Origin of the sequence: Xanthomonas hortorum (genome assembly GCF_040279205.1) — a bacterium.
GTDB classification, from domain to species: Bacteria; Pseudomonadota; Gammaproteobacteria; order Xanthomonadales; family Xanthomonadaceae; genus Xanthomonas; species Xanthomonas hortorum_F.
In genome coordinates this window covers 1-13,407 of the sequence record NZ_JBEOLS010000042.1, presented here as the reverse complement: position 1 = coordinate 13,407, position 13,407 = coordinate 1, and the positions used below count along the sequence as shown (strand labels likewise).

At 64.7% G+C, this 13,407-nt stretch carries 12 protein-coding genes; 5 read left to right on the top strand and 7 right to left on the bottom strand.

All coding sequences use genetic code 11. From position 1 onward, the window contains the following. Window positions 1-10: 10 nt before the first annotated feature. Complete coding sequence (locus ABS769_RS15520) at window positions 11-904, bottom strand: ABC transporter ATP-binding protein (protein ID WP_317062701.1); 894 nt, start codon at window positions 902-904, stop codon at window positions 11-13. Between the two features lie 206 nt (window positions 905-1,110). Then, window positions 1,111-1,500 (bottom strand): SMU1112c/YaeR family gloxylase I-like metalloprotein, encoded by a 390-nt coding sequence (gene gloA2 / locus ABS769_RS15515; RefSeq protein ID WP_115038497.1) that lies wholly within the window; start codon window positions 1,498-1,500, stop codon window positions 1,111-1,113. 411 nt (window positions 1,501-1,911) lie between these two features. On the opposite strand from gloA2, the gene mmuP reads away from it, so the two are divergent. Together mmuP and mmuM are read left to right on the top strand one after the other, a co-directional pair. Continuing rightward, window positions 1,912-3,309, top strand: a complete 1,398-nt coding sequence (gene mmuP, locus ABS769_RS15510; RefSeq protein ID WP_043908470.1) for an S-methylmethionine permease — start codon at window positions 1,912-1,914, stop codon at window positions 3,307-3,309. Then, the gene (gene mmuM / locus ABS769_RS15505; protein ID WP_317062694.1) at window positions 3,306-4,268 is read left to right on the top strand and encodes a homocysteine S-methyltransferase; all 963 of its coding nucleotides are present in this window, start codon (window positions 3,306-3,308) and stop codon (window positions 4,266-4,268) included. Before mmuP ends, mmuM begins: the two co-directional genes overlap by 4 nt. Window positions 4,269-4,274: 6 nt before the next feature. On the opposite strand, the gene ABS769_RS15500 is transcribed toward mmuM, so the two are convergent. Continuing rightward, complete coding sequence (locus ABS769_RS15500) at window positions 4,275-6,215, bottom strand: DUF885 domain-containing protein (protein ID WP_317062695.1); 1,941 nt, start codon at window positions 6,213-6,215, stop codon at window positions 4,275-4,277. Between the two features lie 151 nt (window positions 6,216-6,366). Here ABS769_RS15500 and ABS769_RS15495 point away from each other — a divergent pair, with 151 nt between their 5' ends. Then, the gene (locus ABS769_RS15495) at window positions 6,367-7,263 is read left to right on the top strand and encodes an AraC family transcriptional regulator (protein ID WP_317062696.1); all 897 of its coding nucleotides are present in this window, start codon (window positions 6,367-6,369) and stop codon (window positions 7,261-7,263) included. Here ABS769_RS15495 and ABS769_RS15490 read toward each other — a convergent pair. The 3 genes from ABS769_RS15490 to ABS769_RS15480 all read right to left on the bottom strand — a co-directional run bounded on the left by ABS769_RS15490 (window position 7,229) and on the right by ABS769_RS15480 (window position 9,507). Further along, window positions 7,229-7,819, bottom strand: coding sequence for a LysE family translocator (locus ABS769_RS15490; protein WP_317062697.1), 591 nt, complete (start codon window positions 7,817-7,819; stop codon window positions 7,229-7,231). The genes ABS769_RS15495 and ABS769_RS15490 overlap by 35 nt on opposite strands. A gap of 232 nt (window positions 7,820-8,051) precedes the next feature. Then, entirely contained in the window at window positions 8,052-8,828 is a 777-nt protein-coding gene (locus ABS769_RS15485; protein ID WP_115038507.1) for a queuosine precursor transporter, read from the bottom strand. A 4-nt stretch (window positions 8,829-8,832) separates the two neighbouring features. After that, the gene (locus ABS769_RS15480; protein WP_205391966.1) at window positions 8,833-9,507 is read right to left on the bottom strand and encodes a DUF502 domain-containing protein; all 675 of its coding nucleotides are present in this window, start codon (window positions 9,505-9,507) and stop codon (window positions 8,833-8,835) included. A gap of 155 nt (window positions 9,508-9,662) precedes the next feature. Between ABS769_RS15480 and ABS769_RS15475 the strand changes: the two genes are divergently transcribed. Beyond that, window positions 9,663-11,030: a hypothetical protein gene (locus ABS769_RS15475; protein WP_317062698.1), complete on the top strand. Its 1,368-nt coding sequence runs from the start codon at window positions 9,663-9,665 to the stop codon at window positions 11,028-11,030. 509 nt (window positions 11,031-11,539) lie between these two features. Here the strand turns inward: ABS769_RS15475 and ABS769_RS15470 are convergent. Further along, the gene (locus tag ABS769_RS15470) at window positions 11,540-13,102 is read right to left on the bottom strand and encodes an alginate export family protein (protein ID WP_317062699.1); all 1,563 of its coding nucleotides are present in this window, start codon (window positions 13,100-13,102) and stop codon (window positions 11,540-11,542) included. 148 nt (window positions 13,103-13,250) lie between these two features. On the opposite strand from ABS769_RS15470, the gene ABS769_RS15465 reads away from it, so the two are divergent. Further along, window positions 13,251-13,407 (top strand): transposase (locus ABS769_RS15465; RefSeq protein WP_233368074.1); only part of this gene is annotated, 157 nt, incomplete at its 3' end.

Below are 13,407 nucleotides of genomic sequence, written 5' to 3'. Positions count from 1 at the left end.
CAGCGCTCCGTCAGGCAGCCAGCGCTTGCTTGCGCAGGCGCTGGAAATAGACATCCTCAAGATCGGGAGCGACCTGTTCGAAACCCGGCTCCGGGCAGTCGGCACTGAACACGTGGATCACCGGATGCCCGGCAATCAGGCGCGTGGACAGCACGGTGAAGCGTGCCTCGTAATCGGGCAACGCCTGCTTGGCGACCTGTTTGCGCCAGACCTGCTGCTGCAGCATCTCGATCGCATCGGCGGGGCGCCCGGTCAGCAACACCTGGCCCTTGTTCATGATGGCCATCGTCGGGCACAGGTCGGTGACGTCTTCGACGATATGGGTGGACAGGATCACCACCACGTTCTCGCCGATTTCGGCCAGCAGATTGAGAAACCGATTGCGCTCTTCCGGATCCAGCCCGGCGGTTGGCTCGTCGACGATGACCAATTGCGGGTTGCCCAGCAGCGCCTGCGCAATGCCGAAACGTTGGCGCATGCCGCCGGAATAGGTGCCGAGCTTGCGCTTGCGTGCGTCCCACAGATTCACTTGCTGCAACAGCCGCTCGACCACCTCCTTGCGCTGGCCGCGATGGCTCAGCCCCTTGAGCACGGCGAAGTGATCGAGCATGTCCAGCGCGCTGACCTTCGGGTACACGCCGAAATCCTGCGGCAGATAGCCCAGCCGGCGGCGTAAGGCGTCCTTGTCGGTGAGCACATCGATGCTGCTGCCGTCGGCGCCGGTCAGGCTGACGCTACCCGAATCGGGCTCCTGCAGCGTGGCCAGCGTGCGCATCAACGACGACTTGCCGGCGCCGTTTGGGCCGAGCAATCCGAACATGCCGCGAGGAATGTCGAGGGTGACGCCTTGCAGCGCATGCACGCCATTGGCATAGGTCTTGGACAACGCACGGATCTGCAGCATGACGGTTCCTGTGTCCTGGTATGGTTCGATCTTCATGGCGTTACCGCATCGCCGCATCCGCCGAAAGTCACAGCGACCATCGACTACCAGCGGCTAACAAAACATACCGAGCGCCCGCCTGGCGGCCGCGCAGTAGCTTTGTTGATCGCTCTGACGCTTCGACGTGCCTCCGTGGCAGATGTGACCGAACCTGCCGGGTCTGCTGTTCAACCGATTTCGTACAGCTCCAGCGGCAAGTCGTCCGGATCGGCGAAGAAGGTGAAGCGGCGGCCGGTGTACTCGTCGATGCGGATATCTTCGGTGACCACGCCGTGCGCGTTGAGATGCGCGACGGCCGCGTCCAGCGCTTCGACCCGGAAGGCAAGATGACGCAGCCCGCGCGCTTCCGGGCGGCTGGGGCGCAGCGGTGCGTCGGGAAACGAAAACAGCTCGATCTGGCCGCCGTCGGGCAGCGCCAGATCCAGCTTCCAGGAATCGCGCGGCTGCCGGTAATGCTCAGCGAGTACGCGCAGGCCCAGGACGTCGCAATAGAACTGCTTGGAGCGCGCATAGTCGCCGGCGATGATCGCCACGTGGTGGATGCCGGCGAGCATCATGCTGCGCCTCGCACGCGATGGGGGAGCTGGCGCTGCCCCGCGTCGCTAGCGGCCAGCATGGATGCGCGACATGCGGCAACAGCGAGAGCGATGGCATCTGCGATACCTGCAGGCAGCGAGGATGCACTCCAGCGCTGCGTCTGCGCGTAGGTGCGTGTGTGCAAGTCGTGTGGCATGTCAGCGGTCCGGATGAGCAGTGGCGAGGATACCCCCCGGGGTGCCCGGAGCGTGTCGTTCAGACCAGACCAGGCCGGGCGCGACGCGCGCTGGAGCGCATCGAGGTAAAACGCGCCGCGCGGCATCGCCGCACGGCATCCCGGATTGTTGGTGCCACGTCACGGCTGGCCAACGCGTGGCTGTGCTCGCCTGCGCGCGCATGGCAGGATGCTGGGCCACCGACCCGTCCTGCCGATGCCCGAACCCACCTCCAACGCCGCACCGCAATTCCAGCGCAGCATGCAGGTGCGCCATCTGGTGATGCTGTCGCTGGGCGGTGTGATCGGCACCGGGTTGTTCTTCAACACCGGTTACATCATCGCCAGCACCGGTGCGTTGGGCACGGTGATCGCGTATCTGATCGGCGCATTGGTGGTGTATCTGGTGATGCAGTGCCTGGGCGAGCTGGCGGTGGCGATGCCGCAGACCGGCGCCTTTCACGTGTATGCCGCGCGCTATCTCGGGCCGGCCACCGGCTACGTGGTGGCGTGGTTGTACTGGCTGACCTGGACCGTGGCGTTGGGATCGAGCTTGACCGCTGCTGCGTTCTGCATGCAGTACTGGTTCCCGCACACGCCGGCATGGCCGTGGTGTCTGTTGTTCTGCGCACTGATCTTCGGCTTGAACACGGTGTCGGCGCGCTGGTTTGCCGAGGGCGAATTCTGGTTTTCGTTGATCAAGGTGATCACTATCCTGGTGTTCATCGTGCTCGGTGGTGCTGCGGTGGTCGGCGTGTTGCCGTTGGCAGATGGTTCGCCGGCCCCCGGGCTGCGCCACCTGCGCGCCGATGGCTGGTTTGCACAGGGCACCTTGCCGATTTTGATGACGATGGTGGCGGTGAATTTCGCCTTCTCCGGCACCGAGTTGATCGGTGTTGCCGCCGGCGAAACCGCGCAGCCGGCGCGTGCGATTCCGCTGGCGATCCGCACCACGCTGGTCCGGTTGGTGGTGTTGTTCGTCGGCACCGTGCTGGTGCTGGCCGCACTGTTACCGGCCGAGCAGGCAGCAGTGGAGACCAGCCCGTTCGTGCGCGCCTTCGAGTTGCTGGGCATTCCGTATGCGGCCGACATCTTGAATGCGGTGATCCTCACCGCGATCCTGTCGGCGGCCAATTCCGGCCTGTACGCAGCCGCGCGCATGCTGTGGTCGCTGGCCAACGAAGGCACGCTGCCGGCGCGGCTTGCGCGCCTGACCCGGCGCGGCATCCCGTTGCCGGCATTGGCGTTGAGCATGCTCGGCGGCCTGTTGGCGCTGCTCACCGGCGTATACGCGGCCGACACCGTGTTCGTTGCGATCTCGGCAGTATCGGGTTTTGCGGTGGTAGTGGTGTGGCTGAGCATCTGCGCCTCGCACTACTTTTTTCGGCGCCAGTTGCTGCGCGACGGCATCGCGCCGGAGAGCCTGGCGTATCGCGCGCCGTGGTATCCGTGGACGCCGATCCTGGGGTTTTCGCTGTGTCTGCTGGCCTGTATCGGGCTGGCATTCGATCCGCAGCAACGCATCGCGCTGTGGTGCGGCATCCCGTTTGTGGCGCTGTGCTACGGCGCCTACGCACTCACCCAATGGCTTGCGACCCGGAGACAACACGCATGACGATTCTTCCCCGCCGGCCGCGTGCCGACGCGCCTTTCAGCCAGGCCTTGCAGCACGACGGCTATGTGCTGCTCGATGGCGCGCTCGCTACCGAACTGGAACAACGTGGCTGCGATCTCAACGATGCGCTGTGGTCGGCGCGCGTGCTGATGGAGCAGCCGGAGCTGATCTACCAGGTGCATCGCGACTACTTCGCCGCCGGCGCGCAGTGCGCCATCACCGCCAGCTACCAGGCCACACCGTTGGGCTTTGCCGCGCGCGGGCTGGACCTGGCACAGTCGCAAGCGCTGATCGCACGCAGCGTGGCGTTGGCGGCGCAGGCGCGCACCGATCATCTGCTTGCCCATCCACAGGACGCGCCGTTATGGGTGGCCGGCTCGGTCGGGCCGTATGGCGCGTATCTGGCAGATGGCTCGGAATATCGCGGCGACTACGCTCTGCCGCTGGCGCAACTTATGGACTTCCATCGTCCGCGCATCGCCGCGTTGGCCGACGCCGGGGGGGATCTACTGGCGTGCGAAACGCTGCCATCGGCCAACGAGATCGTCGCGCTGCGCCTGCTGCTGGAAGAATTTCCACAGCTGCATGCATGGTTTTCCTTCACTTTGCGCGATGCCGCGCATCTGAGCGACGGCACGCCGTTGGCACAGGTCATCCCGGCGCTGGATGCCTGCAAGCAGGTGATCGCAGTGGGCATCAACTGCATCGCGCTGGAACAGGTCACTGCCGCATTGCAGACGCTGTCCGCAATGACGTCGCTGCCGCTGGTGGTGTATCCCAATTCGGGCGAGCACTACGATGCAGGAGAAAAACAATGGCACGCCGGCAGCGCGACCGCATGCACCCTGGCCGATCAGCACGCGCACTGGCTGGCGGCCGGTGCGCGGTTGATCGGCGGTTGCTGCCGCACCACGCCGCGCGATATCGCCGCGCTGGCGGCGGCACGCGTGGCGGGTTGAGCTGCCTCAGCCCTTTTGCGTGGCGATCCAGCGCTGGATCTTGTCTTGCAAAATTTCCAGCGGCACCGAGCCGTCCTTGAGCACTTCGGTGTGGAAGGCGCGCACATCGAAGCGCGGCCCCAACTCGCGTTGCGCCTGCTCCCGCAGCTGCGCGATCTTCATCTCGCCGACCTTGTAGGCCAGTGCCTGGCCGGGGATGGCCAGGTAGCGGTCCACCTCGGCCTCCGCATCGGTGCGGCTCATGCCGGAGTTATCGAGCATGTAATCAATCGCCTGGGTGCGGCTCCAGCCCTTGCTGTGCAGGCCGGTATCGGTCACCAGGCGGATCGAGCGCCACAGCGCATTCTGTAGATAGCCGTAGGTGTTGTACGGATCCTGATACAGCCCCAGCTCGCGCCCCAGCGATTCGGCGTACAGCCCCCAGCCCTCGATGTAGGCGGTCTCGCCTCCGAGGCGGCGGAACTTGGGCAGATCGGTCAGTTGCTGCTGCAGCCCGAGCTGGTAGTGATGGCCGGGAATCGCTTCGTGCAGGTACAGGCTCTCCGCTTCCCAGGTCTTGCGCGAGGGCAGGTCGGAGGTGTTCACGTAGAAGATGCCCGGGGTGCTGCCGTCGCCGTTGGGGCGCATGTACGAGCCACTGGCGGCCGCTTGCGCGCGCTGGGCTTCCACCACACGCACTTCCAGCGCCGGCATGCCCTGGACATTGAACAGGCGCGGCACCGCCAGCTGTACGCGGCCTTGCAGCCCACGGTAATAACCCAGCAATTCGGTGTCGCTGCGGAAGGCGAAGCGCCTGTCGGTCTGCATGAACTTGTAGAACTTGGGCAGGTTGCCGCGGAACTTGACCTGCTTGGCCAGCGCGGTGATCTCGCCCTGCAGGCGCGCCACCTCGTCCAGCCCGATCTGATGGATCTGCGCCGGGGTCAGCTCCGAGGTGGTGCTCTGGCGCACGTCGTAGGCGTACCAGGCTGCGCCATTGGGCAGCGCGGCCAGGCCGTCGGTGTCGCGGCAGGCCGGCAGGTATTCGGTGGCGATAAAACCGCGCAGCTCCCGGTAGGCCGGCATGATGCGTACTTCGATCAAGCGCTTGTATTCGGCGGTGATGCGCTGCTTGTCGGCCTCGGCCATGTCTGCCGGCAGGTTGCGCACCGGGCCCCAGAACAGGCTGTCTTCGGCATTGCGCGCGATGATTGCGTCCAGCTGCGGCAGCACTTTTTGCATCAGCACCTTCGGCTGCACCACGCCGGCCTGCATGCCGGCGCGCATATTGCTGATCGCCTGGTCGAACAACTCGGGGATGCCGACCGCACGCCGCGACCAGTTGTCGTAGTCCTTGACCGTCTTGAACGGCTGCGCGCCGGTGCCCGAGCCCAGCACCACCGCGATGCTGGCGATGTTGTAGAACTGGTTGATCGGCAGCATCCAGCTGGGGAACTGCTCGGCCGCCAGCGCGCTGCGCGCGTCGCGCACGAAGATCTGGTAGCTGAGCAGGTCCTGCCCGCTCAAACCGTCCGGCCCCAACGCTTCGGCCTTGCCCAGCCACAGCACGGTGAAGTCGTGCGACTGCTGGCGGAACGCCGGCGACAGGAAGTTGGGCAACTGGTCGTTGTAGCGGGTTTCGCCCTGGAAGGTGGCCTGCAGCGGGTTGAGCTTGAGCGAGGCATCCCAGTACTGGTCGTAAAGCAGGTTGAGCTGTTGCGCCTTGGTCAGCACCACGGGCGGGGCGACGACGCGCGGCTTGGCCCTGGCGGCTTTGCCCCCTTTGGCAGCCTTGGTGGTCCTGGCCGCCGGCTTGGCGGTTTTCTTGCCTTTGCTCGCCTTCGCGCGCGTTTGCGAGGTCTGTGCCTTGCCGATTTTCTTCTTGGCCGCATCGGCGGGCGCTGCCAGCGACAGGCTCATGATGGCGGCCATGGCCAGGGACAGCAGGCGGGAAAAGCTGAGGGGCATTACCGGCTCCGGGAACAAGCGAGCGGGGAGCTTGCCCGATCCGCACCGTTCAAGCCACCCACCCAGCCCATGGGGCGCGCCTGGAATTCATGAAGCCCGCGCTGAAGATGGGTGACGCACACGCATGTTGCAGTGCGATAGTCTTGCGCGCATGCAACAGGATGAATCGACACGCGGGACGCAGTTGCCCCTGCAAGGCGGGCAGGGGTTCTGGCGCGATGCGGCATTGCCCTTCGTCGAACTGCGCCAGGTGATCAACAGCCGCACGCTCTGTTATGCGGCGCATACGCACGAGCAATGGTCGGTGGGTGCGGTGGATCGCGGGCTTGCGCGTTACCGCAATGGACGCATGCGGGCGCAGGTGGGCGCGCAGTCACTGACCTTGATCAACCCCGGCGATGTGCATGCCTGCAATCCGGATCCGCAGCAGGACTGGTCGTTCCGCATGCTGTATCTGGACGTGGCGTGGCTGCGCGAACAACAACGCGCACTCGGTTTGGCCGGCAATGCGGATGTGCACATGCTGGCAGCGCCGTTGTGCCAGACGCCGGCAGCCTACGCCGCTTTCGACCGCATGCATGCGCTGCTGATCGACGACAACGCCGATGCGCTTGCACGCGAGAGCGCGTTGATCGCGTTCGTGGCGCGGCTGCATCTGCATGTGGAGCCGATGCGCCGTGCGGTTGCGGTCGATACCGGGCCGATGCGGCAGGTGGCCGAGTATCTGCAAACCCATCACGCGCGCGCGGTGTCGCTGCGCGAACTGTGCACGCTGGCCGGGATGCCCGCGCCGCGCCTGATTCGCGGTTTTCGTCAGGCCCATGGTCTGACCCCGCACGCGTATCTGCTGGACTGCCGGTTTCAGCGTGCGCGTGAGGCCCTGCGTCGCGGTGGCGGCATTGCCGAGGTCGCCTATGCGCACGGGTACGCCGACCAGGCGCATCTGCAGCGCAGCTTCAAACGCGCCTGGGCGGTGACACCCGGGCACTATCGCAGTGCCGGACCCCATGTCCTCAGCAGAGGTCCCTCAGCAGATAGACGGCGCTAAGCACCAGCAGCGCGGCCAATACCCGGTTCAACCGGCGCAGCTGTTTTGGTACCTGCACATGCCGCCGCAGCACTGCACCGGCCAGCAACCAGCACGCCAGCGAGGGATAGCAGATCAGCGCATACACCGCCGCAAAGCCGGCCAGTTGCGTGCTGCCTGCCGTTGCATACAGGGCCACGCCGGAGGTCGCCGCCAGCCAGGCTTTGGGGTTGAGCCATTGCATCGCTGCGCCGTTCCAGAACGAGGCGGCCGGGCGCGGCCTGGCAGCATCGATGACGCCATCGTCGCGCAGCAGGCGCCACGCCATGTAGAGCAGAAACGCCACCCCGGCCAGATGCAATGCGCGTCCGAGCAGCGGCCAGCGCACCAATACCTGCTGCAGCCCCATGCCGACCAACAACAGCAGCGCCACGAAGCCGACGGTGGCCCCGATCACATGGGTATGCCCGGCACGCGCGCCGGCGCTGGCGCCGGTGCTCAGCGCGACCAGGTTGACCGGGCCGGGCGAAATCGAGCACACAAGCGCGAAGCTCGCCATTGCCACAAGATGATCCATTGCGCGACGTCCATAGCGGGGCGCAACAGCATGGCCAGCGAGGGCGATGACGGATTGAACAAAATTTCGACGGGCGACTTTGGTCCGCTAGAAGTGGCTGACAAATCGTAGCTGGCAATCGTGATGTGCACGGGTGCGTGTTCTCGGAAACACGGCGGTCGAGTGCGACACGCCGTTGCGGGCGCCAACTGCGCGTACCCGGCGGTGAGCGCGTTCGTCTTGCCGGCCACGCTCAGTCGGCAGCGGCTTCCTCACGCAACTGCTCGGCGCGCGCAGCGCCCAGATACGCGCCGATGGCGCGCCGGGCCAGATACAGCAGCGGGATCAGCGCGATCGCAAAGCCCATCTTGTAGACGTAGTTGAGCGTGCTCACCGCCAGAAACTGGTCGGTGGACCAATGCTGCGGGCCAAGCACGAAGGCGATGTAGATCACCACAAAGCTGTCCACCAACTGCGACACCGCCGTGGAGCCGGTGGCGCGCAGCCACACGTGCTTTTCGCCGGTGGCGCGGCGGATGCGGTGGAACACCGAGACATCGATCAATTGGCCGAACAGAAACGCCACCAGCGACCCACCGATCGTCCACAACCCTTGCCCGAACACCGCCGCGAACGCCGCCTGATAATCGGGCACGCCCTGGCTCTGCGCCGCAGTGACCCACCAACCGGCCGGCGCCAGCGCGATCGCGGCGAACGCAAACACAAAGCCGTAGCCGATCAGCGCCACCGCCACCCACGAGATGAAACGCACCCCGCGGCTGCCGAAGAACTCGTTGATGGTGTCGGTCATGATGAACACCACCGGCCACAGCAAGGTGCCGGCGGTGAAGCTGAGCGAGCCGGTCTGGCCGAACAGGTTCCAGTTCAACGGCGCGATGCCGAGCGTGTCTTCCAGCGCAAAGATCTTGACGCCGATGAACTCGGCCAACGCCGCGTTGACGCAGAAGAACGCGGCCAGCGCAATGAACAGGCGAACCGCACGATCGTCGAGGGTACGCACCTGTGTCATGGCTTTAGCGATCCGCAGTACGGGTAAAGGGAACCGATTCGGGCGCCACTGCGCCGCCGGAGATGATGAAGCTCATGGCCTGGTCAACGCTCCAGTCGGTCGGCGTGAGCAGCTCCACCGGCACGATTTCCAGATAGCCGGAGGTCGGGTTGGGCGTGGTCGGCACGTACACCGCCGCCAGCTCGCGGCCGGTGCCCTGTTCCTTGATCACCCGCGTGACCAGGCCCACCGACTTCATGTCCCGGTGCGGGAAGTCGATCAGCACCACGCGTTGGGTGCTGCCGGGCTGGGTCTGCAGGATGTCGAGCAACTTGCGCGCGCTGTCGTAGACCACGCTGGCCAGCGGGATGCGCCGCATGATCGCCTCGAACCAGCGCAACAGGCGCTGGCCGATCACGCGCCGGCTCAGGATGCCGACGAACAGGATCACGCCCACGGTGGCGATCAGCGCGATGGTGTTCTGCACCCACAGCGCCTTGATCCAGCCCAGATAGTCGGGGAACGAGGCGGCGATGCGTTCGGACAACGGCACCACCCACGGGCTGCTGATGCCAGAGAGCAGCGAGAACACGAACTTCACCACCACCCAGGTCAACCAGACCGGCAGCAGGGTGAGCAAACCGGTCAGAAAGACCCGTTGCAGGGAAGGGCGGGGATGCGGAGTGGGGGATTCGGACATCCGCGCATTGTAGGCACTCGGCCGGGTCCGGTGCAGACCCGAGGCGGTGCTTGTTCGCCCGGGAGACGGCAAGTGCGCATACGCGTTATGGCACGCGTGAGCCGGTGTCGGCCGCTCTAAGATGGCGCACTTCATCCACGGAAGGTTGCAAACGCATGCTCGCCAGATTCCTCAAGTCGGCCCTGCTGGGGCTCTGCATTCTGGTTGCCCTACTGGTTGCCCTGTACGCGATCTCCGCGCGCTGGCCGATTCCTGAGGCACAACGCCAGGCGTTGGCGCAACTGCGTGAACCGCCGCTGCCGCTGCGTGGGCCCAACATGTTTGTCGCGCTATGGTCGTTGCCGTACGCGGTGCCGGATGCACAGCGTGAGGCGCTGCTTGCGCAGGATGTGCAGCGGTTCGAAGGCTTGCCCGCCGGCATGCTGTTGCAAAGCGCCGCCACACGCTATCCACGCCGGCCGAATTGGCCTGCGTCGGCCCCGGAACTGTGTACGCGCTATGACGGGTGCCTGGATCGAATCCGCCAACGGCCGCAAGCCTATGCCGGCGCGCTAGCCGCGCAGAGGCCGCAGTTGATCAAGTTGCGCGATCTTGCCGGCTATGCAGATTACCGCAGCCCGTTCCCGCCCAGCGCCACCGCCCCGCTAACGACACTGCCGCAGTTCAAGCTGTCGATGACCGGCAACGCGCTGGACTTCGTCCAAGGACGCACCGAGCAGGCGCTGGCGGGCGTCTGCGCCGATGCACGGGTTGCGCGGGTACTGCTGCGCAGCGGCGACAACCTCATCATGCCGATGGTTGGCGCGGCGATGCTGCGTACCAATGCGCATCTGTTTGCTGAAATGCTGGCCGAGCTGCCGGCGCAGCATCCATTACCCGCGCAATGCCTCGCTGCATTCGCGCCGCTTGCGGTCGATGAGGTCTCGCTGTGCAACGCATTGCACGGTGAATCGCAGATGGTGCTGTCGATGCTCGAAACAGAGGTTCGCAAGGACCCGGCAACCGATCTGTCCTGGGACGAGCGGTTGTCGCTGCGTCTGCTCGACCACGAGCGTACCCGTGCGTTGATGGCGCCGACCTATACCTGGGCGTGTAGCGCGCCGGTGCGGACCTTGCTGGCGCAGGATCAAGCGGTGCCGCAGGCAATGATTCCAGTACCGGACACTATGTCGATGGGGTGTATTGCCAATGCGGTTGGGTGTCTGTTGGCGGGTGTGGCACGCCCTGACTATGCGCATTATCAGCACAAGCTCCAGGACACCGCGGCTGCATTGCGCGCGCTGTCGGCAGTGCTGTGGTTACGCGATCATTCCAGCGATGCGCAGATACTTGAGCAGCGCCTTGCCGGCTTGCCGCCAGCGCTGCGCGGACAAGCGCGACCACTCCAGCCCGGTGCCGATGGCCGGAGCGTGCAACTGCGTCAATACGCCAGGCCCGAGGAGAAGGTGGTGGAAGATCAGTGGCCGCTGGCCGGCAGCAAGCGGCCGCCTGAGCCGGCGGCAATATCGATCAAACGGAGTTAGTGGCGTTTAGATGCAGTCAAAAACTGAGTCGGTCGAGTGCGCGGTGCCCTCACCGCTCGCGGGACACGCCGCAAGTACGTCCATGTAGGCTCGGTGGCGGCATCCATGCCGCCACACGGTCCCGCAATCGGCGAGGACACCGCACCAGAAAGTGAGTCGGTTGCTTTGTTGAAAGCCTGCCTGTTAATCACGTTGCATTTGGGAGCTGTAGGACACGCCGTCATCCAAACAACTTACCTCTTACCTAATGCATTGCTTGCACCACGCACACCGACCATATCGACTGGTCCTTGCTCGCCCACCGTCGCGGGACCTTACGCGGCATGGATGCCGCGTAAGAGCCTACACGGACGTACTTGCGGCGTGTCCCGCGATGGTGGGCGGGCAAGGGCCCTGCAGCCAAGCCGCAGCCAAGCCACAGATCAGCCGCTATGCAACCAACACATTCATCGCGTCCGATCCTAGTGCCGCAGATCAGTGCAGAACAACGATCGGAGCGTACCGCTTACTCAGAACCGGAAATTCAACCACCCCATCACGAAAGTCGAATCGCCGTAACCGGCCTTGGTCAGCGCAGGGCCGGCGATCAGGTGTTCGGCGCGGAAGGTCACCGACCAGTTCGGGTCGATGTTCCAGGTCGCGTTGATGCGCGGCATGGTGCCGATGCGGCGCTCGCCGGTGCTTTGCGTGCGTGCATAGGCGCGCGCCTGGTTGTTGTAGATCGCATCGCTGGTGGTCTGGCGCCACAAGGTTTCCCACTCCAGGTTCACGGTGAGCTTGGGCGTGGGCGAGAAGATCAGCGTCGGTGCGGCAGTGACCAGATTGACCGGGCCGAAGAACGTCGCCCAGCTGAAGTAGATCGTGTTGCCGTAGAGAAAATTGTTGTTGCGCAAGGTGCCGGTGCCGGAGGTACCGCCGCCACCGGAGGCGATTTCGCTATGAAACCCCACACGCGGCTTCCAGCCGCTGTCGCTCAACGTCCAGGCGTTGGAGGTGCTGGCCATGTAGGCACGCAGATCGCGTCCGCCAAAACTGCCGCGCTGCACGGTCACGAACGAATCGGTGCGCAGCTTGCCCACATTGCCCCACAGGCGCAGGCCGTAGTAATTGCGGTTTTCTTCGGCGGTCTGCCGGCCCCACAACTGATTGTCGTTGCGGAACTGGTAGAAAAACGGTTCCAGATACATCGGCTTGGCGGTCGGCAGGCGATACCCGCCAACCACGCCACGGAAATGCCGCGAGCGGTCGATGCGATCGTCGCCCAACCCTTCGGTGCCATCCAGATTGAAGTTGAAATCGAACACGTCCACACGGGTCTTTTCGCCGATCGCCCAGGCGCGCACACCGTTGAAGGTCACGAAGATATCGGTGTTGTCGCGCAGCGCCATCAATGTGGTCGGGCCGTCGACGAACACCTGACGGCCCACACGCAGACCGGTGTCGGCGCCGCCGATGTTGCCCTTCACGTCGAAGAACACCTGCTGCAGGATCGCGTTGTTTTCCTGGGTACCGGTCTTGGCGCCTTCGTTGCGCCCATCCAGGCTGCCGTGCGCCAGTTCCGTGTACAGACGGAAGTGCTCGCCCACATGGAAGTCGGCACCGAAGAACGCACGGAACAGATACTGCTGCTGCGAATGGCTGCCCGGAATCAGGCCGGGATTGGTGATGGTGTTGCTGCGTACGCGCAGCTCGTTGCTGAGCGACACATACACATCGCCGGATTCGCTGAGCGGGATGTACTTGAGCGGATCGAACGGGCTCTTGCGCTTGGACGGATCTTTCAGATACGACCAGTCTTCGACCCAGCGCACCTGCCACATATTGCCGCCCTGTTTGGCACCCCAACCCTGCGCTTCGAGCGGGTAACCCTTGGCGGCAGCAGGCGCTGCCGGTTTGGCAGGTGCTGGCGCCTTGGCCGGCTCGGGCTGGGTCTGTTCGGCATTGACCGGCGCCGTCTGCGCCTGCGCAAACCCCAGTCCCGGCAGCGATAACCCGATCGCAAGGCACAGGCACCGGGTGGTCCCAAAGGAAGTGTCGGCCATGGCCGGCCGTGCCAAACGCGCAAGTCGCATCGTGTCGCCCTATCTAAAAGTGAGTCGCCTGAGCGAGCTGTATCGGCTCAGTGGGCCATGACTGTAGTGGAGCGCTGCCGCAAAGGGAGTAACCCAATGGTTCTAGGGCCTGTTAACACTAATGGCCCGAGCGATTAAACTATCGTGCATGGAGATCACGCCAGCACAATTTTCTCTGATCGAACACTGCCTGCCGGCGCAGCGCGGCAATGTCAGCATGACCAACCTGCAAGTGGTCAACGCCATCCTTTACGTTGCCGAGCATGGCTGCAAATGGCGCGGCCTACCCAAGCGCTTTGGCAACT

Bases quoted from the DNA above. Each gene is read 5' to 3' on its own strand.
- ABS769_RS15520 (WP_317062701.1), bottom strand. From the start codon at position 904: ATGCTGCAGATCCGTGCGTTGTCCAAGACCTATGCCAATGGCGTGCAT.
- gloA2 (WP_115038497.1), bottom strand. From the start codon at position 1,500: ATGATGCTCGCCGGCATCCACCACGTGGCGATCATCGCCGGCGACTAT.
- mmuP (WP_043908470.1), top strand. From the start codon at position 1,912: ATGCCCGAACCCACCTCCAACGCCGCACCGCAATTCCAGCGCAGCATG.
- mmuM (WP_317062694.1), top strand. From the start codon at position 3,306: ATGACGATTCTTCCCCGCCGGCCGCGTGCCGACGCGCCTTTCAGCCAG.
- ABS769_RS15500 (WP_317062695.1), bottom strand. From the start codon at position 6,215: ATGCCCCTCAGCTTTTCCCGCCTGCTGTCCCTGGCCATGGCCGCCATC.
- ABS769_RS15495 (WP_317062696.1), top strand. From the start codon at position 6,367: ATGCAACAGGATGAATCGACACGCGGGACGCAGTTGCCCCTGCAAGGC.
- ABS769_RS15490 (WP_317062697.1), bottom strand. From the start codon at position 7,819: ATGGATCATCTTGTGGCAATGGCGAGCTTCGCGCTTGTGTGCTCGATT.
- ABS769_RS15485 (WP_115038507.1), bottom strand. From the start codon at position 8,828: ATGACACAGGTGCGTACCCTCGACGATCGTGCGGTTCGCCTGTTCATT.
- ABS769_RS15480 (WP_205391966.1), bottom strand. From the start codon at position 9,507: ATGTCCGAATCCCCCACTCCGCATCCCCGCCCTTCCCTGCAACGGGTC.
- ABS769_RS15475 (WP_317062698.1), top strand. From the start codon at position 9,663: ATGCTCGCCAGATTCCTCAAGTCGGCCCTGCTGGGGCTCTGCATTCTG.
- ABS769_RS15470 (WP_317062699.1), bottom strand. From the start codon at position 13,102: ATGCGACTTGCGCGTTTGGCACGGCCGGCCATGGCCGACACTTCCTTT.